Origin of the sequence: Meiothermus sp. (assembly GCF_025056915.1) — a bacterium.
In the GTDB taxonomy this organism is placed as follows: domain Bacteria; phylum Deinococcota; class Deinococci; order Deinococcales; family Thermaceae; genus Meiothermus.
On sequence record NZ_JANWVH010000051.1, the window covers coordinates 1 to 21,905 of the forward strand.

23 protein-coding genes and 1 pseudogene are annotated in these 21,905 nt (G+C 63.7%); 19 read left to right on the forward strand and 5 right to left on the reverse strand.

Annotated elements, in window-relative coordinates; all coding sequences use genetic code 11:
• The 3 genes and pseudogenes from NZN28_RS09280 to hisD form a co-directional block, all read left to right on the forward strand.
• Positions 1-947 (forward strand): aromatic ring-hydroxylating dioxygenase subunit alpha (locus tag NZN28_RS09280; RefSeq protein WP_295397519.1); only part of this gene is annotated, 947 nt, incomplete at its 5' end.
• A gap of 177 nt (positions 948-1,124) precedes the next feature.
• Positions 1,125-1,721, forward strand: a pseudogene (locus NZN28_RS09285) (DUF3108 domain-containing protein); the annotation flags it as partial.
• A gap of 383 nt (positions 1,722-2,104) precedes the next feature.
• The gene (hisD, locus tag NZN28_RS09290; RefSeq protein ID WP_295397521.1) at positions 2,105-3,352 is read left to right on the forward strand and encodes a histidinol dehydrogenase; all 1,248 of its coding nucleotides are present in this window, start codon (positions 2,105-2,107) and stop codon (positions 3,350-3,352) included.
• A 200-nt stretch (positions 3,353-3,552) separates the two neighbouring features.
• On the opposite strand, the gene NZN28_RS09295 is transcribed toward hisD, so the two are convergent.
• Entirely contained in the window at positions 3,553-4,179 is a 627-nt protein-coding gene (locus NZN28_RS09295) for a hypothetical protein (RefSeq protein WP_295397523.1), read from the reverse strand.
• 113 nt (positions 4,180-4,292) lie between these two features.
• On the opposite strand from NZN28_RS09295, the gene bshB1 reads away from it, so the two are divergent.
• A complete protein-coding gene (bshB1, locus tag NZN28_RS09300) occupies positions 4,293-4,970 on the forward strand; it encodes a bacillithiol biosynthesis deacetylase BshB1 (RefSeq protein WP_295397524.1) in 678 nt (225 codons plus the stop codon).
• 113 nt (positions 4,971-5,083) lie between these two features.
• Here bshB1 and NZN28_RS09305 read toward each other — a convergent pair whose 3' ends face one another.
• Entirely contained in the window at positions 5,084-5,485 is a 402-nt protein-coding gene (locus NZN28_RS09305; RefSeq protein WP_295397526.1) for a hypothetical protein, read from the reverse strand.
• Positions 5,486-5,526: 41 nt separating this feature from the next.
• Here NZN28_RS09305 and NZN28_RS09310 point away from each other — a divergent pair, with 41 nt between their 5' ends.
• The 13 genes from NZN28_RS09310 to NZN28_RS09370 all read left to right on the forward strand — a co-directional run bounded on the left by NZN28_RS09310 (position 5,527) and on the right by NZN28_RS09370 (position 16,462).
• The gene (locus NZN28_RS09310; protein WP_295397527.1) at positions 5,527-5,925 is read left to right on the forward strand and encodes a rhodanese-like domain-containing protein; all 399 of its coding nucleotides are present in this window, start codon (positions 5,527-5,529) and stop codon (positions 5,923-5,925) included.
• 21 nt (positions 5,926-5,946) lie between these two features.
• Positions 5,947-7,401, forward strand: a complete 1,455-nt coding sequence (locus NZN28_RS09315; protein ID WP_295397529.1) for a UDP-N-acetylmuramoyl-L-alanyl-D-glutamate--2,6-diaminopimelate ligase — start codon at positions 5,947-5,949, stop codon at positions 7,399-7,401.
• A gap of 204 nt (positions 7,402-7,605) precedes the next feature.
• Positions 7,606-8,358 (forward strand): Nif3-like dinuclear metal center hexameric protein, encoded by a 753-nt coding sequence (locus NZN28_RS09320; protein ID WP_295397530.1) that lies wholly within the window; start codon positions 7,606-7,608, stop codon positions 8,356-8,358.
• 5 nt (positions 8,359-8,363) lie between these two features.
• The gene (gene tmk, locus NZN28_RS09325) at positions 8,364-8,981 is read left to right on the forward strand and encodes a dTMP kinase (protein WP_295397532.1); all 618 of its coding nucleotides are present in this window, start codon (positions 8,364-8,366) and stop codon (positions 8,979-8,981) included.
• Positions 8,982-9,032: 51 nt separating this feature from the next.
• Positions 9,033-9,794: a glutaminyl-peptide cyclotransferase gene (locus tag NZN28_RS09330; RefSeq protein WP_295397533.1), complete on the forward strand. Its 762-nt coding sequence runs from the start codon at positions 9,033-9,035 to the stop codon at positions 9,792-9,794.
• Positions 9,791-10,315, forward strand: a complete 525-nt coding sequence (locus tag NZN28_RS09335; protein WP_295397535.1) for a DUF192 domain-containing protein — start codon at positions 9,791-9,793, stop codon at positions 10,313-10,315. The genes NZN28_RS09330 and NZN28_RS09335 overlap by 4 nt, the downstream gene beginning before the upstream one ends.
• 297 nt (positions 10,316-10,612) lie before the next feature.
• The gene (locus NZN28_RS09340; protein WP_295397537.1) at positions 10,613-11,806 is read left to right on the forward strand and encodes an argininosuccinate synthase; all 1,194 of its coding nucleotides are present in this window, start codon (positions 10,613-10,615) and stop codon (positions 11,804-11,806) included.
• A 21-nt stretch (positions 11,807-11,827) separates the two neighbouring features.
• Positions 11,828-12,334 carry a GNAT family N-acetyltransferase gene (locus NZN28_RS09345; protein ID WP_295397539.1) on the forward strand — a complete coding sequence of 169 codons (507 nt, stop codon included), beginning with the start codon at positions 11,828-11,830 and terminating at the stop codon, positions 12,332-12,334.
• A gap of 151 nt (positions 12,335-12,485) precedes the next feature.
• Positions 12,486-13,895 (forward strand): argininosuccinate lyase, encoded by a 1,410-nt coding sequence (gene argH, locus NZN28_RS09350; RefSeq protein ID WP_295397541.1) that lies wholly within the window; start codon positions 12,486-12,488, stop codon positions 13,893-13,895.
• A complete protein-coding gene (locus tag NZN28_RS09355; RefSeq protein WP_295397558.1) occupies positions 13,889-14,434 on the forward strand; it encodes an N-acetyltransferase in 546 nt (181 codons plus the stop codon). The genes argH and NZN28_RS09355 overlap by 7 nt, the downstream gene beginning before the upstream one ends.
• A gap of 109 nt (positions 14,435-14,543) precedes the next feature.
• Complete coding sequence (gene carA / locus NZN28_RS09360) at positions 14,544-15,710, forward strand: glutamine-hydrolyzing carbamoyl-phosphate synthase small subunit (protein ID WP_295397543.1); 1,167 nt, start codon at positions 14,544-14,546, stop codon at positions 15,708-15,710.
• Positions 15,711-15,834: 124 nt separating this feature from the next.
• Positions 15,835-16,122, forward strand: coding sequence for a nucleotidyltransferase family protein (locus tag NZN28_RS09365; RefSeq protein ID WP_295397544.1), 288 nt, complete (start codon positions 15,835-15,837; stop codon positions 16,120-16,122).
• The gene (locus tag NZN28_RS09370) at positions 16,112-16,462 is read left to right on the forward strand and encodes a DUF86 domain-containing protein (protein ID WP_295397546.1); all 351 of its coding nucleotides are present in this window, start codon (positions 16,112-16,114) and stop codon (positions 16,460-16,462) included. Before NZN28_RS09365 ends, NZN28_RS09370 begins: the two co-directional genes overlap by 11 nt.
• Before the next feature lie 24 nt (positions 16,463-16,486).
• Here NZN28_RS09370 and NZN28_RS09375 read toward each other — a convergent pair whose 3' ends face one another.
• Entirely contained in the window at positions 16,487-17,107 is a 621-nt protein-coding gene (locus NZN28_RS09375) for a hypothetical protein (protein WP_295397548.1), read from the reverse strand.
• A 236-nt stretch (positions 17,108-17,343) separates the two neighbouring features.
• On the opposite strand from NZN28_RS09375, the gene NZN28_RS09380 reads away from it, so the two are divergent.
• Together NZN28_RS09380 and NZN28_RS09385 are read left to right on the forward strand one after the other, a co-directional pair.
• Complete coding sequence (locus NZN28_RS09380; RefSeq protein ID WP_295397550.1) at positions 17,344-18,195, forward strand: alpha/beta hydrolase-fold protein; 852 nt, start codon at positions 17,344-17,346, stop codon at positions 18,193-18,195.
• A gap of 227 nt (positions 18,196-18,422) precedes the next feature.
• Positions 18,423-19,385: a quinone oxidoreductase gene (locus NZN28_RS09385; RefSeq protein ID WP_295397551.1), complete on the forward strand. Its 963-nt coding sequence runs from the start codon at positions 18,423-18,425 to the stop codon at positions 19,383-19,385.
• Here NZN28_RS09385 and NZN28_RS09390 read toward each other — a convergent pair.
• Together NZN28_RS09390 and NZN28_RS09395 are read right to left on the reverse strand one after the other, a co-directional pair.
• A complete protein-coding gene (locus NZN28_RS09390; protein WP_295397553.1) occupies positions 19,382-20,806 on the reverse strand; it encodes a TRAP transporter large permease subunit in 1,425 nt (474 codons plus the stop codon). The two genes, NZN28_RS09385 and NZN28_RS09390, sit on opposite strands and share 4 nt — an antisense overlap.
• Positions 20,807-21,364, reverse strand: a complete 558-nt coding sequence (locus tag NZN28_RS09395) for a TRAP transporter small permease subunit (protein WP_295397556.1) — start codon at positions 21,362-21,364, stop codon at positions 20,807-20,809.
• Positions 21,365-21,905 lie beyond the last annotated feature (541 nt).

Genomic DNA, 21,905 nt, shown 5'->3' on the forward strand with positions numbered 1-21,905 from the left:
TGAAGGCCCCCGGTACCGTCAAGCCCTTTACCTTGCTGGAAGGCTGCCTGGACGAGCCGCTGGTGCTAACCCGCGACCACCAGGACCAACTGCACCTGCTCTCCAACGTCTGCACTCACCGGGGGATGCTGGTGGCCGAGACCGGTGACAACGCCCGCTATTTGCGCTGCCGCTACCACGGGCGGCGCTTTGGGCTGGATGGCTGCTTCCAGGCCATGCCGGAGTTCGAGGGGGTGGCAGGGTTCCCCAGCCCCAAGGACGACCTGCCCAAGGTGGCCTTCGAGACCTGGGGCCAGGGGAAGTTTTTGTTTGCCAGCCTGAACCCGCCGGTTTCGCTGCAAGAGGTGCTGCGCCCTGTGCAGGAGCGGGTGGGCTGGCTGCCCTTTCGGGAGTTTTACTTCGAGCCCTCCCGCGCCCGCGACTACCTGGTGCGGGCCAACTGGGCGCTGTACTGCGACAACTACCTGGAAGGCTTCCACATCCCCTATATCCACGCCTCGCTCAATAGCGTGATTGACTACGGCAGCTACACCACCGAAATCTACGACTGGTGCAACCTGCAACTGGGCATCGCGGCCCCCGGCGAGCCTTGCTTCGAGCTGCCCCCGGACTCGCCCGACTACGGCCAGCGCATTGCGGCCTACTACTACTGGGTGTTCCCCAACCTGATGCTGAACTTCTACCCCTGGGGCCTCTCGGTCAACGTGGTGCGCCCGCTGGGGCCGGAGCTGACCAAGGTCTCGTTTCTGCCCTACATCTGGGATGCCGGCAAGCTCGAGGCGGGGGCCGGGGCCGCCCTCGACCGGGTGGAGCGGGAGGACGAGGTGGTGGTGGAGGCCGTGCAGAAGGGGGTCAGGTCGCGCTTTTACGACCGGGGCCGCTTCAGCGTGAAGCGAGAGCAGGGGGTGCACCATTTTCACCGGCTGCTCTCGGAGGCGCTGGGGTAGGCAAGTGGTCTATGGTCAATCGCCCATAGCCGATGGCCAAAGCTGAGAACCGAAGGTTGAAGGCAAGGTGAAGCAATCAGGCGTTTTTTGTAACGTGTGGGTCGGTGCATCCTTGGGTGTTTGACCCTCGAGCCTCAACCTGCTACCAACTAACGCAGGACTGGTAGGATGAACGGCATGGACTGGGCCATTCCGCAGTCGCTACGGTACAGCCTCCGGTACGCGGGGCACCCGGCAGGTGAACAGCGCCTGACCCTGGAGCCGCGCCGGGATGGGCTGCGCCTGACCCTGGAGGCCAGCGTCGAGCTGCCGCCGCCCAAAACCCGTCAGCGCTGGGAGAGCGAACTCGACCGCACGGGCCTGCCCCGCCGCTACCGCGAGCGGGTGGAGGGCAACGGGCAGCGGGTGATGGAGGTGGAGTTTTCCCGCGAAGACGGGCTGGTCACGGTCAGCCAGGGCAAGGACGATTTGGCCATCCCCTACCTGGCCGAGATGCATGACCCGCTCTCGCTCATTCTGGCGGTGGGGCGGCTTGACCTGGAGGTGGGCGGGGTGCAAAAGTTCGCCCTGGTGGGTGGGCGGGCCTATGCCGAACGCCTGCCGGACCAGAGTCTGGAAGTGCCTGGCTCCGGTGAAAAGCAGGAGCGGCGGGTGCGGGTTTTCCGCCTGCGTCCCGGCCTGAGCTTGCTTTACTTCGACGAGGGTGGCTACCCTGTGCGCCTCACGCAGAAGGTGGGGGAGCATGTGTTTGAGGCCGAGCTGGTGCAGGTGGAGCGCCTCGAGGCCGGGCAGCGTTTGCAGCCGCTGGAGCGCCGCTCGGAGGGGGGCTCCCGCGCGAACGTGCAGCGCAATTCAGCCCGACCCCGGGTGGTCGCCGGTGAACCGGGCAAACCCAGGGTGGTTTCCGGTGAGCCCCCCAGAGAACGCGAAAAAGATGCTCCCAGCCGACGCCGTCGCCGCCGGAGAAGATACAGTTAGGGAAGCCGAAGGCCAAAGAGGGCACAAAAGCCAGATGCAGTGAAGCCACCATTAAAGCCTGTAGTCTGTGGTTAATGGCCGAAAGCAAGAAAGCGTTCCTGTCTTCCCCAGACCCTTGACTCCTGACCCCCAACCGCTGTGCGACCTGCGACCACGACTGCGCCGATGAAGGGCTATCTATGATCAAAACCCCAGAGCAAATCCGTGAGCGCTTCAAGAACCGCCGCATGACGGTGGAGTATGGCGATGCATTGGAAACGGTGCGGCACATTTTGCACCGGATTGAGCATGAGGGCGATGCCGCCCTGCAACAAATCAGCCAGGAGCTAGACGGGCACAAGGTGGAAGAGATTCCCAAGCGGGCCTGGCGCGAAGCCTACGAAAACCTGGATGCCGACCTGCGGGATGCCCTCGAGACCGCCAAAGAGCGCATCGAGGCCTTTTACCGGCGCGAACCCAAGGGCGGTTTTCTGGAGGCCGGGCCGGAGGGGGTGCTGGGCCAGCTGGTGCGCCCGCTGGACCGGGTTGGGGTGTATGTGCCGGGGGGGTCGGCCCCGCTGCTCTCCACCGTGCTCATGACCGCGGTTCCGGCCAAAGTGGCGGGGGTGGGCGAGATTGTGGTGGCCTCGCCGCCCCGGGTACACCCCGGCATCCTGGCTGCGGCCTGGGTTGCAGGGGCCGACCGCCTGTTTGGCATGGGCGGGGCCCAGGCCATCGCGGCCCTGGCCTACGGCACCGAGACCGTGCCCCGGGTGGACAAAATCATGGGGCCGGGCAACCGTTATGTGGTGCTGGCCAAGCGCGAGGTGTATGGGTTGGTGGGCATGGAGGGCCTGCCAGGGCCGACCGAGACGCTCATCATCGCCGATGCCTCCGCCGACCCCAAGCTGCTGGCCGCCGACCTTTTGGCCCAGGCCGAACACGGCCCGGACTCGGAGGCCTGGCTGCTCTCGGCCTACCGGGAGCTGCTGGAGCGGGTAGCGGAGGAACTCGAGCGCCAGCTGGCCGAGCTGCCCCGGGCCTCCATCGCCCGCCAGGCCCTGGAGCGCAGCGGGCTGGTGCTGGTCGAGCACCTGGAGCAGGCCCTGGAGCTGGCCAACCTCTACGCCCCCGAGCACCTCTGCCTCTCCATCCACGACCCCCTGGCCGCCCTGGGCATGGTGCGCAACGCGGGGGGTGTGTTTCTGGGGGAGCATTCCTGCGAGGCGCTGGGCGACTATATTGCAGGCCCCAGCCACGTGATGCCCACCTCCGGCACGGCCCGTTTTGGCGGGGGGCTGTCGCTGCGCGACTTTCTCAAGGTGATACCGGTGATAGGGCTCACCCAGGAAGCCGCCGGCAAACTTTCGGTGCTGGGGGCCCGCATGGCCCGCGAGGAGGGTTTGGAAGCCCATGCCCGGGCCCTGGATCGCAGAATGAAGGACTAGAGTAGATTCCACGAATACCCTGGTGCTTCCAGCAGTACCGCAGTTTTTGATTTGAAGGGTTGGAACTGCGATTCTGCGCGGTTAGCCATGCCCAGCGACCGAGGTGAGGCGAGGGTTCTCAACCAGACAAAGGGCCGCAGGCTTGTGGCCCGCTGCCCCTCTGCTGCCTTTGATTCAGCTTCTGGCTTACAACCCGTTGCTTACTGCTCGGGCAAATAAACCCGCCCGCGGGCGGCGGCGACCGCCAGGTCCTGGTTGATTTCCTGTCCCACCCTCTGGTAGACGCTGACCCACTCGTCGTTGCTCATCTCTTTGTCCAGCACCAGCTTGAGCAAGAGGTTGTAGGAGTGGGTGCCACCGGCCAGGGACAGGATGACCTCGTTGAGGCCGGTCATGTCCTTGAACTTGCGAATCATGCCCAGGGCATCGAACTGCACTGTGGAGAGCGGCAGGAACTCGTCGGCCCCCCGGTAGACCAGGCTGCTGACCTGTTCCAGCACGTTCATGGCTTTCTGGCGCAAGGCGGCCTCCTCCAGGGCCTTGCGATGGGCCTCGAGGGCCTCCAGCACCCTGGGCAGCACGGGTTCGACTGGGGTTTCTCCCAGGATGCGCTGGGCCCGCTCGTGCCAGCCTTCAAAGGCCTTGGAAACTTCAATCACGCTGGCGGCCATGCCAGGGGAAGGAGGGCTGCCCTTGTCCAGCTGGCTGGCCACCTGGCGCAATAATCCGGCCAGTTCCCCCAGGCGGTTTTGCAGACCTTGCCCCTCGTCCAATAGGCTCATGACATCGGTCATTCCGTCCAAATCTTCCAATGAGGTAATTACCATGTACTTCCCCCTAATGACGCACGAGACCATGCCAAAAAAAGCGTGGGTGCTCGAGTTACCGTCCAATTTACCCCAACCTCCGGCCTCGCTTCCTGTGATATAACCCTAGGATTATGGGCCTGGACGTGCTGGTCGTAGCTCCCCACCCCGACGACGGAGAATTGGGCTGTGGTGGCTTATTGGCCCGCGCCCGGGCCGAGCGGCAAAGCACCGGTATCCTCGACCTGACCCAAGGCGAGATGGGTTCCAAGGGAACGGTGGAAATACGCGCTCAGGAGGCCGCCGAAGCTTCCAGGATTCTTGGCCTCGACTATCGGGGCAACCTGGGGCTGCCGGATGGGGCCCTTGCCGACACCGAACCGCAACGATGGGCGTTATCTAAAGTTATCCGGGCCCTTCGACCCCGGCTGGTGATTGCCCCCTACGAGTCCGACCGGCACCCCGACCACACAGCGGCCAGCCGGTTGTGTGCGGCAGCCGTCCACTTCGCGGGTTTGCGAAACGCGCCGGTCGAAGGCACGCCCCACAAGGTCGAGCGCCTCTTGTTTTATCCCGGCAACTACCCGGCCCTGCCCACGCTGGCCGTGGATATTTCCGATTACATCGAGGTCTGGGAGGCCGCGGTGCGGGCGTACCGGAGCCAGTTTGAAGGAGAGCGGGTTTCCGAGACCGTGCACGCGGGCGGCGTGGAGGCCAGGCGGGCCCTGCGGCGCTACTGGGGCAACCTGCTGGGGGTGCAGTATGCCGAACCTTTGTTGAGCCCGGTGCCCTGGCTCACGCGGGTATGGTGAAAGGGGGAATTCTGCCGGGCGGACAGGACGGGTTTGCCCTTCTGGACAGATGTTTCGGAGGCATCCGGCCTGCGGCTTTAGGCCAAAAGCAACCGCTCTGGCGTGAGTAGCCCCTAAAACTCTATTTCGAGCTTGTATCGCCCGCTGCGGCCTTGCTGGTCGAGCTCGAGCTTGAAGCGCTCGGCGCCCCGCTGGTAGACCGCCTCCACTTTGGTAGCGGCGCTCTTGTACTCGAGGCGGGTGCGCACCCAGCCGCGGCTGGTCAGCCAGTTGTGGAAAAAGGTATAGACCGGCTCGAGGGCATCGCGGGTCTCGAACTCGGCCTCGCTCGAGCCGCCCCGCTCCTCGCGCTTGAGGGCCACACTGCCCGGGTAGGGCGGCAGACCTAGCCGCACATTGAGCACGAAGCCGGTGGGTTGGGGTGCAGGCCGCACCGGTGGGGGAGGGGTGGGTTCGGGCCGCACGACCACACAGGCCGAGAGCAGCCAGGGAACCATCCGCACAAGCATCCGCATAGCACCCCTAGCTTAAGCAGCCTGGATGAGTAAATTGAGGCATGGCACTGAAAATCGGCTACAAAGCGTTGCTCGAGGCTGCCCTGGCCGAGATCGAGACCATCAAGGCCGAGGAGGCCCTGGGCTACCTGGGCCACCCGGACTATGTGTTCGTGGACCTGCGCGATATCCGCGAACTCAGGCGCGAGGGCAAGATTCCCGGCGCCTTCCACGCTCCACGGGGCATGCTCGAGTTCTGGGTAGACCCCGAAAGCCCCTACCACAAGCCCATCTTCGCCTCGGGCAAGAAGTTTGTCTTCTACTGCGCGGGGGGCTGGCGCTCGGCCCTGGCCGCCCAGACGGTGCAGCGGATGGGTCTGGAGCCGGTGTGCCACATTGAGGGCGGTTTTACCGAGTGGGTGCGGGTGGGCGGGGCCGTCGAGCGGCTGGAGGAGCGGTAAGCAGGCGCTAAACTGAACTCCATGCCGACGCTGGCAGAGCTATTTTCGCTGTTTGGGCAAAGCGCCCCCCCCGTGGAAGTGGCGGGCATCACCCACGACTCGCGCCTGGTGCAGCCCGGCTTTGTGTTCGTGGCCATGCCCGGCGTACCCCTGCCGAGCCGCAAGCCCTTCGACGGGCACGACTTCATTCCCCAGGCCCTCGCAAAGGGCGCGGTGGCGGTGGTGGGGATGCGCGAGCTGAACCTGACAGTGCCCTACCTGCGGGTGGCCGATGCACGTGCCGCCCTGGCCGACCTTTCGGCGGCCTTCTGGGGCTATCCGGCGCAAAGGCTAAAGCTGCTGGGCGTGACCGGCTCCAAGGGCAAGACCACCGTTGCGGTGCTGCTCCACCACCTGCTGCAAGCGGCTCACCCGCCGGTGGGCCGGCTCTCCACGGTGGGGGTCAAAATTGGCGAGGAGGAGCTTTTCTTACCCGGCCACTTCACCACCCCCGAGGCCCCGCAGGTGCAGGAGATGCTGCACCGCTTCGAATCGGCGGGCTGCCGGCAGGCGGTGCTCGAGGTGAGCAGCCATGCGCTGGCGCTGGAGCGGGTGCGGGGCCTGGAGTACGAGGTGGGCATCTTCACCAACCTGTACGAAGACCACCTCGACTTGCACGGCAGCATGGAGAACTACTTTGCCGAGAAGAGGAAGCTCTTGGAGCGCTCACGGTTTGCGGTGGTCAACAGCGACAACGCATGGACGCAAACCCTGGCGGGTCGTCCCCAGACCTGGACGTATGGGGCCCAGGGTGACTGGCGGCTACAGCACCTGAAGGAAAGCAGCACGGGTCTGGAGTTTGAGGTCGTCTCGCCCATCGGGTCGTTCCTGGTGCAGTTGCCCATGCTGGGGCGCTTCAACGCCGAAAACGCCCTGGCGGCCCTGGCTGCTGCGGGTCGGATGGGCCTCTCGGTGGCGCAGCTCCAGGCTGGGCTGGCGAGCTTTCCCGGCGTGCCGGGCCGGATGCAACTGGTGCAGCGCGAGCCTTTCCGGGTGGTGGTGGACTTTGCCCACACCGGGGCCAGCCTCGAGGCCGCCCTGCAAACCCTGCGCCCCACCACCCGCAACCGCCTGTTGCTGGTGATTGGGGCCGCCGGCAACCAGGACAAAAGCCGCCGCACCGGCATCGGGCAGGTGGCGGCCCGCCTGGCCGACTTCGCCATCTTCACCGAGGAAGACCACCGCACCGAGCCGCTGGAGGCAATTTTGCAGACCATGGCCCAGGCCCACGGCGACCCCCGCCGCTACGTGCTGGTGCCCGACCGGCGCGAGGCCATCCGCCAGGCCCTGAAGGAAGCCCAGCCCGGCGACACGGTGCTTTTTTCCGGCAAGGGCCACGAGCGGACGCTCGAGCGCGGGAGCGAGGTGCTGCCCTGGAACGAGGTGGAGGAGGTGCGCCGGGCGCTGGAGGAAGCCGGGCTGAAGGCCGAAAGCTAGAGGTTCGGGGCCTTCCCCTTCATTCGGAGTTGCCAGGGTAATGCCAGGTTTTGAAGCGGTGCGTCGAAGCAGGGGTTAGGTAGGGAGCAGGATTGCAGACCTACCACCCTGGGTTTCCTTGAAAGCTGCTTGTACGCCTAATGAGGGCGCCGCCGGGCCAAGAGCATTCACCGAGGGTTGGGTGGGGTGGCTTAGACTTGGGCTATGCAGCGCGATGCTTTGGTGCGTTGGTTGGATGAGTACCTGCGAATCCGCGAGTTCAAAGACCCCTCGCTCAACGGCTTGCAGGTGGAGGGGAAGGCCGAGGTGCGAAAAATCGGGGTCTCGGTGGATGCAGCTCAGGTCATCTTCGACCAGGCGGCAGAAGCCCAGGTGGACTTTTTGATTACCCACCACGGGCTTTTCTGGGGGCAGCCCTTTGCCATCGTGGGCTACCAGAAGAAACGCCTGGAAAGGCTCTTCTCGGCTGGCATCAGCCTTTACACGGCCCATCTGCCGCTCGACGCCCATCCCGAGGTGGGCAACAACGCGGTGCTGGCCCGCGAACTGGGTTTGCAGGATCTGGAGCCTTTCCCCCACCCCAAATACGGCAACATCGGCGTTGTGGGGCGTTTTACCTCACCCAAACCCCTGGCCGAGGTGGTCGAGCGCATCGGCGAGCTGACCGGAATGCAGCCGCTCTTGCACCAGGGGGGGGCGGATGAGGTGCGGCGGGTGGGGGTTGTTTCCGGCGGCGGGGCCGGCGAGGTGGGGCTGGCCGGGGCTTTGGGCTGCGACCTCTATATTACCGGCGAGCCCTCGCACGCCCACTACCACGAGCCCTTTGAACTGGGCCTGAACGTGATTTATGCCGGCCACTACGACAGCGAGACTTTCGGGGTCAAGGCCCTGGCGCAGCGGCTGGAAGAGGCTTTTGGCCTGCCCTGGGTGTTTTTGGAGCATCCCACGGGCTTGTGAAAACCATGCGCGGCCTATTCCTGACCTTTGAAGGCCCCGAGGGGGCCGGAAAAACGACCCAAACGCGCCTGCTGGCGGCCTGGCTGGAGGCGCAGGGATACCCCGTGGTGCAGACCCGCGAGCCGGGCGGAACCAGGCTGGGGCAGGCCATTCGGGGGCTTTTGCTGCACCAGGAGGCCATGTGCGCCGAGGCCGAGTATCTGCTCTATTCTGCCGACCGCGCCGAGCACATGCAAACCCTGATCCGACCCGCTTTGCTGAAAGGCCAGGTGGTGCTGTGTGACCGCTGGCTGGACTCCTCGCTGGCCTACCAGGGGTATGGGCGGGGGCTCGACCTGGGGTGGCTGCACCAGGTGGCCCAGGGGGCGACCCAGGGGGTGAAACCCCACAAAACGTTTTTATTCGACCTGCCGCCCGAGGTGGGTTTGCAGCGTTTCGAGGGGCGGGATCGCCTCGAGCGCGAACCCCTCGAGTTCCACCGGCGGGTGCGGCAGGGCTACCTCGAGCTAGCCCGCGCCGAACCCGAGCGTTTTGTGGTGCTGGACGCAACCCAGACCCCGGAGGCCCTGCAAGCCCGGTTGCGGGTGCATCTACAAAGCCTGTTGGCGGGTGAGTACCCCTAACCTCTGACCCCGGTCTCATTCATTTTGGGGGGCTTGGGGTAAGGTAAGGGCGTGATTCGCGCCCTCCCCATCCTCTGGCTTCTGCTGGGCCTGGCCCTGGCCCAGCCCCAGGTTCCGGTCTGGGGCTTCCGGGTGGTGAATACCTACCCCCACGACCCCACCGCTTTCACCCAGGGGCTCATCTACCACGAAGGGTTTTTATACGAGGGCACCGGCCTTTATGGGCAGTCCAGCCTCCGCAAGGTGGAACTCAAGACCGGGCGGGTGCTGCAAAGCCGCGCCTTGCCCCAAAAATACTTTGGCGAGGGCATTACCCTGTTCCAAAACCGCCTCTACCAGCTCACCTGGCAGAACCAGGAGGGCTTCATCTACGACCTAAATTTCAATCCGGTGGGCCGCTTTACCTACCAGACCGAGGGCTGGGGCCTGACCCACGATGGGCAGCGGCTCATCCTGTCGGATGGCTCGGCCCAGCTTTTCTTCCTCAACCCGCGCACCCTGCGGCCCGAGCGCACCCTCACGGTACGCGCGGGCGGGCAGCCGGTCACGCGCCTCAACGAGCTCGAGTTCATCCAGGGCCGTATCTGGGCCAACGTCTGGCAGACCAGCCGCATTGCCATCATCCACCCCCAGAGCGGCAACGTGGAGGCCTGGCTCGACCTGAGCGGGCTTTCTTTGCTGGCCCAGGCCCGCAACCCCAACCCCGATGCCGTGCTCAACGGCATCGCCTACGACCCCCAGAACCGGCGCATCTTTGTGACCGGAAAGCTCTGGCCTTTTTTGTTCGAGATTGAAGTGGTGCCCAACCCATGAGCCGCACCGGACAGATTCGGGGCTATGGTCTGGGGCTGGTGGCCCTGGCGGTGGCCCTCTCGACCGCCGGCTACTTTTTTGCGGGCCAGATTCTGAACCGCCCACCGGAACGCACCCAACCGACGCCCAGAAATGTGGTCACCGTCTCGAGCGCCGGGAGAACCCTGGAGTTGCCGGTCTATAGAATCAACGAACCCCGGCCCCTCGGGGCCTTTCCGCGGCAAAACCTGCTGGCGAACCAGGGCATTCTGTATCGCTTCCCACGAGCCCAGGACGATGCCTGGACCGGTCTGGGCCTCAAAACGGCCACTTCGGTCGCCTTTATGGATAGCCGGGGCAAAATCCTGGCCATTCTGGAGGTCGAGCCCTGTCCGGCACCCCCCCAGGGCCGAGGCTGCCCCAGCTATGCCCCGGGGGTGGTTTACCGGCAGGTGCTCGAGGTTCGGCAGGGCTGGTTTGCCCAAAACCGGGTGGGGCCGGGGGCGCAGGTGAGCGTGAAATTGCTTGAGGGTAACCGGTAGTGTCCTGAATGTAGCGTTGCAGAGGCACCAACGCCGTTTGAACATTTATGCAAACACATTTTGCGAATATGCGGGTGCCAACCCCCAAGCAAAGCATGATAATGCGGTTTTTGATTTGGCTTTTTTGTACACAACGCTTGAATAACCAAGTCCAGCGCTGAAAAATCCGACTTGACCGGGTGCGCTAGGGTTTGTATCCTTATTCGGTATGTTTGCGGCGGGCCATCGGTTGTACCCCAGGCAGTTTGGCGGTACTGTATGGCTTTGTGTGGGGCTTGCCAGCCCAGAGGTGAATGAATGAAAATCGTGCTCGCATACTCCGGCGGTCTGGATACCAGCATCATCCTCAAGTGGCTCATCGAGAACTACCAGGCCGAGGTCATCACCTTTACCGCCGACATCGGCCAGGGCGAGGAGGTCGAGGAGGCCCGGCAGAAGGCCCTCAAGACCGGGGCCAGCAAGGCCTATGCCCTCGATTTGCGCGAGGAGTTCGTGCGGGACTTCGTGTTTCCCATGATGCGCTCGGGCGCCCTCTACGAGGGCTACTACCTGCTGGGCACCTCCATCGCCCGGCCCCTCATCGCCAAGCACCTGGTGCGCATCGCCCAGGAGGAAGGGGCCCAGGCTATCTCCCACGGGGCCACCGGCAAAGGCAACGACCAGGTGCGCTTCGAGCTTACGGCCTACGCGCTCAAGCCCGATATTCGGGTAATTGCGCCCTGGCGGGAGTGGAACCTGGTGAGTCGCCCGCAGATGATGGAGTATGCCGCCATGCACGGGATTCCGGTGCCCACCACCCTCGAGAAGCCCTACAGCGTGGACTCCAACCTGCTGCACAACTCCTTCGAAGGTGGGGTGCTGGAAGACCCCTGGGCCGAGCCCCCCGCCGGGATGTTCCGCCTGACCCAAGACCCCTGGGAGGCCCCGGACGAGCCCGAGCTGGTGGAAATTCAACTCGAGGCGGGCGACGTGGTGGCGGTAAACGGCGAGCGGCTCTCCCCGGCCGGCCTGCTGGCCCGGCTCAACGAGATTGGCGGTCGGCATGGCATTGGGCGGGTAGACCTGGTGGAAAACCGCTATGTGGGCATGAAGTCGCGGGGCGTCTACGAGACCCCCGGCGGCACCCTCATCTACCACGCGCGGCGGGCCGTGGAGAGCCTCACCCTCGACCGCGAGGTGCTGCATCAGCGCGACCAGTTGGGCATCAAGTACGCCGAGCTGGTCTACAACGGCTTCTGGTTTGCCCCCGAGCGCGAGGCCCTGCAAGCCTATATGGATCACGTGGCCAGAACCGTGACCGGCACCGTGCGCTTCAGGCTTTACAAGGGCAACATCATCCTGGCCGGGCGCAAATCGCCCCTCTCCCTCTACGACAAGAGCCTGGTCTCCTTCGACGAAAAGGGCGGCTACAACCAGGCCGACGCCGAGGGCTTCATCAAGCTCAACTCGCTGCGGCTGCGGGTGCGGGCCAAGGCCCAGCCGAAGGATTAGCCCGGAGCCGTGGGGTGTGCGATGCCAGCCGATGCCGCTATGGTGCAGATTCGCCGGGCCACCCCTGCCGATGCGGAGGCCATCGCCCGGATGGTGCGCCAGGCCTGGGCCGATCGGGTGACCCCCGACTCCTCGGGCCATCAGGAGACGGCGGAGCGGGTGCGGGCCGACCTGGGGCGCGGCTACGCCTGGGTGGCCCTGGACGGGGAAGCCGTGGTGGGCTCGGTGCGCCTGGTGCGCCACCCCGACCCCCAGGAGCGCGGGGTGTGGGAGGTTAGGAAGCTGGGGGTGCTGCCCCAGTACCGCGGGCAAGGGGTGGCCCACCGGCTGATGGAGGCGGTGGGCCGCCAGGCTTTTGAGGTGCGGGCCCGGGAGCTGCGCCTGGCGGTGCGGTACGACCAGCCCAGGCTGCTTGAGTGGTACACCCAGTTCGGCTTTGTCCACGACCCCAGTCTGCGCTACAGCAGCCCCAACCCCAGTACCCCGCCGCCCTTTGTGATGAGGCGGGCGCTCGAGGTGCGCTCATGAGTCGCCACCGTGCCCCGATTCACGCTCGCAGCTCACAGGTTTTTGTGCATGGGCCGCCGATAGAGCGGGCGGGGGGTTTGGAGAATCGCCTGATGTGCTTTACTGAAAGCGGCGGGCCAGGGGCCACCGGCGCCGCCACAGGGAGGGATTTTTGAGCCAGGAACCCCACAAGACCTGGGGAGGCCGCTTTAGCGAGGCCCCCAGCCAGATTGCCCAGGAGTTCAACGCTTCCTGGCACTTCGACCAGCGGCTCGCGCTGGTGGACATCGAGGGCTCGCTGGCTCATGCGGCCATGCTGGCCCGGCAGGGTATCCTGAGCGCCCAGGAGGCCGAGCAAATTCGCCAGGGGCTTCTAATCGTGCGGCAGGAAATTTTGGAAGGCCGCTTCCACTGGCGCGAGGAACTCGAGGACGTGCACATGAACATCGAGGCCCGCCTCACCGAGCTGGTGGGCCCGGTGGGGGGCAAGCTGCACACCGCCCGCAGCCGCAACGACCAGGTGGCCACCGACCTGCGCCTATGGGTACGGGGCGAACTCGAGGGCCTGCTGGCCGACCTCAAGACCCTGCGCCGGGTGCTGGTGCAGGAGGCCAGGAAGTACCTCGAGCCCCCCCTCATTCTCCCCGGCTATACCCACCTGCAACGGGCCATGCCGGTACTCCTGTCGCACTGGTTTCTGGCCTACTACGAGATGCTCACCCGCGACGCCGGGCGCTTCCAGGACGCTCTAAAAAGGCTCAACGAGTCGCCTTTGGGGGCAGCAGCCCTGGCCGGGACGGGCTTCCCCATTGACCGGCACCTCACCGCCCAGGCTTTGGGCTTTGCCCGCCCCATGCGAAACTCGCTGGACGCGGTGGGCTCGCGCGACTTTGTGCTCGAGGTGCTCGCGGCTTTGGCCATCGCTCAGGTCACGCTCTCGAGGCTGGCCGAGGAGATTATTCTCTACACCACCTTCGAGTTCGGCTTTGCGGTGCTGCCGGATGCCTTCTCCACCGGCAGCTCCATCATGCCCCAGAAGAAAAACGCCGACCACGCCGAGCTGATCCGGGGCAAGGCGGGCCGGGTGCTGGGCAGCTTCGTGGCCCTGGCCACCCTGACCAAGGGCCTGCCGCTGGCCTACAACAAAGACCTCCAGGAGGACAAAGAACCCCTTTTCGACGCAGTGGACACCTACCGGGCCTCGGTGCGGCTTTTGGCGGCCCTGCTGCCGGGCCTGAAGTGGAACCCCGAGGCCATGGCCAAGGCCGCCGAGTCGGGCTTCTCGCTGGCTACCGAGCTGGCCGACTACCTGGCCGAGCGGGGGGTGCCCTTCCGCGAGGCCCATCACGTGGTGGGGCGCATCGTGCGCCACTGCGCCGAGAGCGGCAGGGAGCTGCGCGACCTGAGCCTGGCTGAACTCCAGGGTTTTCACCCCCTGTTCGGTGAGGAGGCCCTGGCCCTCACCCGCCTCGAGACCGCCATCCACCGACGACGCAGCTACGGCGGCACCGCGCCCGAGGCGGTGCGAGAGGCGCTGGAAGAGGCCAGGCTCGAGGTCGAGGGATTACAGGAGGCATCGTGAGTAACCTTATTGAGATTGGCACCACCGTTCTGCCCAGGGTGCGCTGGAATGCCAACGTGGAGCTGCGCAAGGCCCGCATGAAGGATGTGGAGCCCATTTACACCCTCATCAAGTACTGGGCCGAACGCGGCCTGATGCTCGTGCGCAGCCACAACCACCTCTACGAAAACCTGCGCGACTTTTTCGTACTGGAGGACGAGGACGGGCAGATTGTGGGCAGCGGCGCTTTGCACATCCTCTGGCACGATATTGCCGAGGTGCGGGGCCTGGCCATTCACCCCGAGCGGCAGGGGCAGGGGCTGGGCCGCTGGATTGCCCTGGCCGCCGAGCGCGAGGCCAAAGACCTGGGCATCCCCCAGATTTTTGCCTGGACCCTGCAGGTCAGGTTTTTCACCAGCCTGGGCTACCATGTGACCACCCGTGAGGCGCTGCCGCCCAAAGTTTACGCCGAGTGCAGCGCCTGTCCTTTCTATGACAACTGCCGCGAGATCGGCGTGACCAAGGTGCTGGATGTGGAAAACGCCTACAAGGCGGGCTAGCCGGTCTGTTCTGGTCATGGCTGCGGGCCCTGGGTGCGGGCGGGTTGGTGATGCTGTATAGAAATACAAAGTCCGTGTATATTGTTCCTTTGGGAAGTGAGGCTAGGGCATGAAAGAACGCGCAGTGCTGGTACTCGAGGATGGCACCACCTACCACGGCTACGCCTTCGGGCACCGGGGCAAGAACGTGGGCGAGGTGGTCTTCAACACCGCCCAGACCGGCTACCAGGAAATCCTGACCGACCCCAGCTACAACGGGCAGATTGTGGTGATGACCTACCCCCACCAGGGCAACTACGGGGTGAACGTCTTCGACATGGAGAGCAACCGGCCCTGGGTGCGGGGCTTTGTGGCCCGCGAGTTCAGCAAGTACACCGCCAGCCCCCGCGCCCAGCAGAGCCTGGAAGAGTTCATGCGCGAGACCGGCGTAATCGGCCTGGAAGGCATAGACACCCGCGCCCTGGTGCGCAAAATCCGCGAGGGGGGGGTGATGAAAGGGGTCATTGCCCACGCCAGCCACTTTGGCTCGCCGGACTACCGCTTCACCCTAGAAGACCTGGCCGCCCTGCGGGAAGAGGCCCGCAAGTGGACCGACATAGACGGGCGCGATATGACCCCCGAGGTCTCCACCCCCCTCCCGTACCAGTTCCCCACCTTCAAGGGCCAGCGCCGGGTGGTGGTCATGGACTTCGGTATCAAGCACGCCCAGATGCGCTACATGGCCGAGCTGGGCTTTGAGCTGATTGTGGTGCCCGGCAAGACCAGCCCGGCCCAGATTATGGCTCTGGAGCCCCACGGCCTCTTTGTTTCCAACGGCCCCGGCGACCCCAGCATGCCCCGCTACGCCCACGAGACCCTCTGGAAGCTGATGGGCCTGTTGCCCACCTTTGGCATCTGCTTAGGCCACCAACTGCTGGGATTGGCCGCGGGCGGGCGCACCTTCAAGCTCAAGTTCGGCCACCGGGGGGCCAACCACCCGGTCAAGAACCTGCTCACCGGCAAAATCGAGATCACCAGCCAGAACCACGGCTACGCGGTGGACCCCGATTCCCTCAAGGACTTCAAGCCCACCCACATCAACCTGAACGACGGCACGCTGGAGGGCATGGCCCACCTGCGCTACCCGGTGTTCAGCGTGCAGTACCACCCCGAAGCCTGCCCCGGCCCGCACGACTCGATTTACCTGTTTCACCGCTTCCTGGAGGAAGTGGATGCCTTTAACGGCCTAACCGGAACGCCGGTGGAGAAACAGCGGGTGGGGGGGCTGGGGATTTAGAGCGGTCCGCACGAATACCCGGTGCAGCGCTCTTTGCCGTACCGAGTACCTAACGCCTCATCCGGGGAGGCGTAAGGGTGGTAAGCACGATAGAGGTACAAAGGCCCCTTGCTACAATAGCCTCATGACACTCTTCGAGCTTGAGGCCATCTTGTGCCAGCATAGGGCAGAGCTTCGCGCTTTTGGGGTGAAGCAACTGTACGTTTTTGGTTCGGTAGCAAGGGGAGAAGCACACCCTGGCAGCGATGTGGATTTTGTGGTGGAGCTAGAACGCTATACCCTGCGCGACTTTGTAGGGCTCAAGCTGGCGCTTCAGGAGTGGCTGGGGGTGGCCGTAGACCTGACGACCTTCCAGAGCCTCAAGCCTCAGGTGCGCCGGAACCTCGAGGGAGCGCTTAGACGTGTCGCGTAGGCTTGAACTCTTTTTGCAGGATATTCTCGAGGCTGCAACACGTATTCGTCGCTATACGCAAGGTTTGGGGTTTGAAGAGTTTGACCAAAACGAACTGGTCATGGATGCTTGTGTTCGTAACTTTTTGGTCATCGGTGAAGCGATTAAGCAAATCCCCGACGAAATACGCAACCAACAGCCCCAGATCCCGTGGAAACTCATCGCAGGCATGCGAGATATCTTGATTCACGCATACTTCTCGACCGATACCCGAATACTATGGGATGTGATCACAAACGAACTGGAGCCGTTGGAACAGGCGGTTGGCAGGTTGCTCGCAGATGTAAATGCTTGGGAGTAGGCAGTAGCAGTGCGTTTAGCCTGCTTAGCGCCCGAACTCGAGCAGCTCGCTGCTCTGCCCGCCAAAGGTGCCCTCGCTGACCTGCTTCACCACGCCCACCCCTTCGGCAAACCAGTAGGTGGCCCGGCCACCAAAACCAATGCCAAACTCGCCCCGGAAACTGGCCTCGACCCGCAGGGTTTCGAAGCGGCCTGCGGGTACGCTGATGGTTTCTCGGGCCACGATGCGGTTTTCGACCTCGAGGAACCCCGTCAGGTCGAAAAGGGCAATCCGCCCCCTTAGCTCGTAGCGGTACGTCCAGCGTCCGCCCACCCGCCAGGTCTCGTTGCTGGGGATAACAACGCCGGTGAGCTTGGTGAGCCGCACACTTCCTCCCGGAATGGGCAGCTCGCCTTCCGGCAGGGTGCGCAGGCCCTGGGGGGTACACGTCCACTGGGTGGTCTCGGTGCGGGTGGCAAAGCGCCGCTGCTCGAGGAGTGCGCCCACGCCTGCTGGGGAGAAGGTTTGGGTGTAGACCTGATTGTCGTTCAGATTGCGGTAGCGCCAGCGCAGATCGGGGTCGGTGGGGTAGAAAGCGCTGGAACAAACATTGCCAAAGGCCAGGCTACCCAGACATACAACGGCCCAGAAACCCCAGGCTTTCATGCCCCAAGTGTGGGTGATGGGCCTTGGCCGAATGTGGGGCCATCTAACAAAAACACGCCTCGCTAAAAAAACTTTATGAATCGCTAAGAATGGGCGGCTGGGGAAATGCCCAAGTAGCCAGAAGATGGCCTCCAATCCTGTTTTTTCAACGATGCTGGGGGAACCCTACTCGTGCCTTGCTGCTTTGGGCGGGGCCATGGACTCGATTTTTGACGGCAAGCCCTTACAATACGCCAATGGGCTATTTTGCTCAGACCCAACTATGGCAACCCCACCCAAGCGGCCCCGGCCACACTGTGGTGGGCGAGGTATTGGTCTATAAGGGCCTGCGTAGCCCTCAACTCGGCAACACCCGCGATATTCTGGTGTACCTGCCCCCCTCTTATCGCAATGGCCACCGGCGCTACCCGGTGCTCTACATGCACGATGGGCAAAATATCTTCGATGAAGCGACCAGCTTTGTGGGCGAGTGGCAGGTTGACGAGAGCATGGAAAAGCTGGCCCAGGAGGGGATTGAGGCCATTGTGGTGGGTATTCCCAATATGGGGCTCGAGCGCCTCCACGAGTACAGCCCCTTCCGCGACCCCAAGCATGGGGGCGGCAAGGGTGAGAAATACCTCAAGTTCCTGGTTGAGACCGTCAAACCCTTCATAGACGACGAGTTCCGTACCCTATCGGGCCGCGACCACACTGGGGTGATGGGCTCTTCCATGGGTGGCTTTATCAGCCTGTGTGCGTATTACTTTTATCCCGAGGTCTTTGGAATTGCAGGCGTGGTGAGCCCTGCATTCTGGTTTGCCGACGGCGCCATCTATCGTTTTGTGGAGAAGGCCCCTCAGGTGCCGGGCCGGCTTTATATGGATGTGGGCTACCGCGAGCTCACCCTCTCGCACGTGAGCAGCCGCCGCTATCTGGAAGGGGTGCGCCGGATGCACCGCCTGCTCCTGCAAAAGGGCTGGCAGCCCGGCCACGACTACCTCTACCTGGAGGACCCGGAGGGGGTTCACCACGAGGGCCACTGGGCCCGTCGCTTTCCCGATACGATGCGCTTTCTCTACGGAAACCGTACCGTCAAACGCCCAGCCTGACCCGCAGCGCACGCGCTTGCACTTGCTCGAGGTCGGCGGACATGCGGTATGGCTCCAACGGCCTCCCGAACAAAACACGCGGCCTGGGGCCATCCAGGCCGGGGCCACTGCGCTCGCAGGCCACCTGTTGCCATTGGAGCAATCCTTTATATAAACCTCTCCACAACGCTTTGCTTTCAGGCTGTTTCGTGTTTTCGGGAGTCGGCGGTTCGCTATAAGCTATTTGCATGAAAGCCATTCGCGTTCACCAAACTGGCGGCCCCGAGGTCATGCGACTGGAAGACCTCCCCATCCCCACCCCCGGCGAAGGTCAGGCGCTCGTGCGGTTGCAGGCCATTGGGGTCAACTTCATTGACACCTACAAGCGCTCGGGCCTGTACAGTGTGCCCACCCCGTTCACGGTGGGCGAGGAAGGGGCCGGGGTGGTGGAAGCGGTGGGGCCTGGCGTGCAGGGCCTAACCCCCGGCGAGGTGGTGGTCTACTCCAATGTCCAGGGCAGCTACGCTGAGTACGCTGTGGTGCCCGCCGATAAGTTGGTCAGGGTGCCGGCAGGTCTCAGCCCCAAAATCGCCGTGGCCGGGATGCTCCAGGGCATGACCGCCCATTACCTGACCCACAGCACCTATCCCCTCAAAGCAGGCGAAACCTGCCTGGTTCACGCTGGCGCGGGCGGGGTAGGACTGCTCCTCATCCAGATGGCCAAAATGATAGGGGCGACCGTCATCGCCACCGCCTCTTCGGAAGAGAAGCGGGCGCTGGCCCGGGAAGCAGGGGCCGACCACACGCTGCCCTACGAGGGCTTTGACCAGAAGGCCCGCGAAATTACCGGCGGTAGGGGTGTGGATGTGGTCTATGACGGTGTGGGGCAGGCGACCTGGGAAGGCAGCCTGAACAGCCTGCGAATTCGGGGTATGCTGGCCCTGTACGGGCAAAGCAGTGGGCCGGTTCCGCCCTTCAACCCGCAGGTGCTCAACCAGAAAGGCGGCCTCTTCCTGACCCGGCCTTCCCTCTGGCATTACACCCAGACCCGCGAAGAACTCCTGTGGCGGGCCGGCGACGTGATGCGCTGGGCTTTAGAGGGCAGGCTCAAGATTCGCATTGGTGCAGAGTATCCGCTTGCCCAGGCAGTCCAGGCCCACATGGCCCTGCAAGGGCGCGAGACCACCGGCAAGGTGCTGTTAATTCCCTAGCCGCCAGGGGTTCCCCGCAGGGAGGGCAGCCAGCTGCTCAGGGCCGGGAAGGCAATGGTCACGATGAGCACCAGTATTTGCACGATGATGAAGGGTACCACCCCGCGGTACATGTCGGTGGTCTTGACCTCCGGTGGGGCCACCCCGCGCAGGTAAAAGAGGGCGAAGCCAAAAGGCGGCGTAAGGAAGCTGGTTTGAAGGTTCATGGCCAGGATGATGCCAAACCACAAGAGCTTCCCCTGTACAAAAGCTTCGGGGGAAAGGTCGTAATTGCCCGCCATTTGCATGGCCTCAGCCTGGGCTCGCCAGATAGCCTCCGCCGCCGGGAGCACCAGCGGGACGATGATGAAGGCAATCTCGAAGAAGTCAATGAAGAAGCCCAGGATAAAAACCAGCACCATCACAAAGACGATGAACCCCAGCTCCCCGCCCGGCAAGGCCACCAGCACGTCCTTGACCAGCTTGTCGCCCTCGAGGCCCCGGAAAATCAGGCTGAAGGCCGTGGCCCCAATCAAAATGAAGATGACCATGCTGGTAAAGCGGGCCGTTTCCACCACGGCATCTCGAAACACTTTCCAGTTAAGACGGCGGTAAAAGGCCGCCATAATCAGCGCGGCCACCGACCCCACCGCACCCGCTTCGGTAGGCGTGGCAATGCCAAAGAAGATGCTGCCCAGCACAAACAGAATGAGCAAAACCGGCGGCACCAGCGCCACCAGGGCCCTGCGCCCCAGCTCCCACCCTTGGTAGGGTCGGGCTTCGGGGGGCAGGGCCGGGGCCATCTTGGGCCTGACCAGGGCCACCAGAGCCACCAGCAAAACCAGAGCGCCGGAGAGCATCAGACCTGGTATCAGGGCTCCCAAAAACAGATCCCCCACGCTCACGCCCAGCTGGTCGCCCAGCACCACCAGCACAATGCTGGGCGGGATGATCTGGCCCAGCGTTCCCGAGGCTGCAATCACCCCGGTGGCCAGGGGCTTGCTGTAGCCATACTTGAGCATCACCGGCAGGGAGATCAGGCCCATGGCCACCACCGTAGCGGCCACCACCCCCGTGGTCGCAGCTAAAAGGGTTCCCACCAGCACCACCGCAATGGCCACCCCGCCGCGCACCGGGCCAAAAAGCTGCCCCACGGTGTCCAAAAGCTGCTCGGCCAGCTTGGACTTTTCCAGGATGAGCCCCAGAAAGATGAAGTAGGGGATGGCCAGCAGGGTGTAGTTGGACATGATGCCAAAAATGCGCTGGGGCAGGCTGCCCACAAAGCGCAGGTCAAACTCGCCAATGGCAATCCCCACCGCCCCAAAGATGAGGGCCACCCCCCCCAGGGCAAAGGCCACGGGGTAACCGGTAAAGATGAGGATCAGGGCCCCCAGGAACATGGCCCCCCCCAAAAGCTCGATGCCGCCGCCTTGCAGAACCATCTAGGCAACCTCCCCTTTGGCCTCGTGGGGCAGGCGGGGCAGCACCCCCCGCAAAAAGGCCAGGTTCTTGATGAACTCGGAAAACCCTTGCAAGGCCAGCAGAATGAAGGCTGGTAGGAGCACCAGCTTGAGCGGCCAGCGAGGTAGCCCCCCTGCATCGGAGGAAACCTCCCGCACCTGCACGGAGAACGAGACCAGGGGCAGCGTCACATAAAAGAGCACCAGTGCAAAGGGCACTAAAAACAGAATGGAGCCCAGCATGTTGACCCAGGCCCGACCCCGCTCCCCCAGGTGGGCATAGACCACATCTACCCGAATGTGGCCATCGTGCTTGAGCACATACCCCACCATCAGCAGGAAAATCAGCGAGAAAATGTACCACTGTAGCTCGAAGTAGGTATTGGAGGCCAGGCGGGTACCCACCGTTTTGTCCAGGCTCCGCCCAATGGCGTTGTAGGCACCCACCGCGACCATGGGCACCACCAGCCAAAGCACTGCACGACCCACCCACTCGTTGACGGTGTCTATCAGTCGGGATATTGCCAGCAGCAACTGCACTTACACACCTCCTCGAGGCAAACCCTCCGGTTTCGCAACACTTTTCGCTCCCAAAATTGACTCGGTTTATCCTAACCACCGCACTCCCCAGCGTCAATCACCCCAGGCCCGAAGAAAAGCCCTCATCCCATGCTGCCAAACCGTGGTTGCGACCCCCTGGCCTGTCGCCGCTCTTTCGGTCTCATGCCATGCTTGAACACTTTGCATACATGGAAACGGTGCGTTGAAGCAGGGGTTCGGTCGTAGGGGGCAGGTGTGGGAGACCCACCCCCACCTCTGCCCACCACGCCCAGCCTGTGGTTCCTTGAAAGTTGTATGTACGTAAGTTTCAAAGGTCATCCGGTGCGTTTACCCTGGAGCGTGAAAAAAAGCCCGGCCCAAAAAAGCTCCCACCTGCCGGTGGGAGACAAAAATAGGAGAGTGGGAGGCAACCATTGCGCCTCTCACCCTTACGCCTCACGCAGTATCGCGCTCTTCACAGACGTGGCCGCCCACGAAAACGAGAAGGGACAAAGAGACGTGCCTCACCGAGGTGAGGCAC

Excerpts from the sequence above, each read along its gene's own strand:
- NZN28_RS09295 (WP_295397523.1), bottom strand. The coding sequence starts at position 4,179 with ATGGTAATTACCTCATTGGAAGATTTGGACGGAATGACCGATGTCATG.
- carA (WP_295397543.1), top strand. The coding sequence starts at position 14,544 with ATGAAAGAACGCGCAGTGCTGGTACTCGAGGATGGCACCACCTACCAC.
- NZN28_RS09385 (WP_295397551.1), top strand. The coding sequence starts at position 18,423 with ATGAAAGCCATTCGCGTTCACCAAACTGGCGGCCCCGAGGTCATGCGA.
- NZN28_RS09320 (WP_295397530.1), top strand. The coding sequence starts at position 7,606 with ATGCAGCGCGATGCTTTGGTGCGTTGGTTGGATGAGTACCTGCGAATC.
- NZN28_RS09335 (WP_295397535.1), top strand. The coding sequence starts at position 9,791 with ATGAGCCGCACCGGACAGATTCGGGGCTATGGTCTGGGGCTGGTGGCC.
- bshB1 (WP_295397524.1), top strand. The coding sequence starts at position 4,293 with ATGGGCCTGGACGTGCTGGTCGTAGCTCCCCACCCCGACGACGGAGAA.
- NZN28_RS09315 (WP_295397529.1), top strand. The coding sequence starts at position 5,947 with ATGCCGACGCTGGCAGAGCTATTTTCGCTGTTTGGGCAAAGCGCCCCC.
- tmk (WP_295397532.1), top strand. The coding sequence starts at position 8,364 with ATGCGCGGCCTATTCCTGACCTTTGAAGGCCCCGAGGGGGCCGGAAAA.
- hisD (WP_295397521.1), top strand. The coding sequence starts at position 2,105 with ATGATCAAAACCCCAGAGCAAATCCGTGAGCGCTTCAAGAACCGCCGC.
- NZN28_RS09345 (WP_295397539.1), top strand. The coding sequence starts at position 11,828 with ATGCCAGCCGATGCCGCTATGGTGCAGATTCGCCGGGCCACCCCTGCC.
- NZN28_RS09390 (WP_295397553.1), bottom strand. The coding sequence starts at position 20,806 with ATGGTTCTGCAAGGCGGCGGCATCGAGCTTTTGGGGGGGGCCATGTTC.
- NZN28_RS09340 (WP_295397537.1), top strand. The coding sequence starts at position 10,613 with ATGAAAATCGTGCTCGCATACTCCGGCGGTCTGGATACCAGCATCATC.
- NZN28_RS09365 (WP_295397544.1), top strand. The coding sequence starts at position 15,835 with ATGACACTCTTCGAGCTTGAGGCCATCTTGTGCCAGCATAGGGCAGAG.
- NZN28_RS09380 (WP_295397550.1), top strand. The coding sequence starts at position 17,344 with ATGGGCTATTTTGCTCAGACCCAACTATGGCAACCCCACCCAAGCGGC.
- NZN28_RS09305 (WP_295397526.1), bottom strand. The coding sequence starts at position 5,485 with ATGCGGATGCTTGTGCGGATGGTTCCCTGGCTGCTCTCGGCCTGTGTG.
- NZN28_RS09310 (WP_295397527.1), top strand. The coding sequence starts at position 5,527 with ATGGCACTGAAAATCGGCTACAAAGCGTTGCTCGAGGCTGCCCTGGCC.
- NZN28_RS09375 (WP_295397548.1), bottom strand. The coding sequence starts at position 17,107 with ATGAAAGCCTGGGGTTTCTGGGCCGTTGTATGTCTGGGTAGCCTGGCC.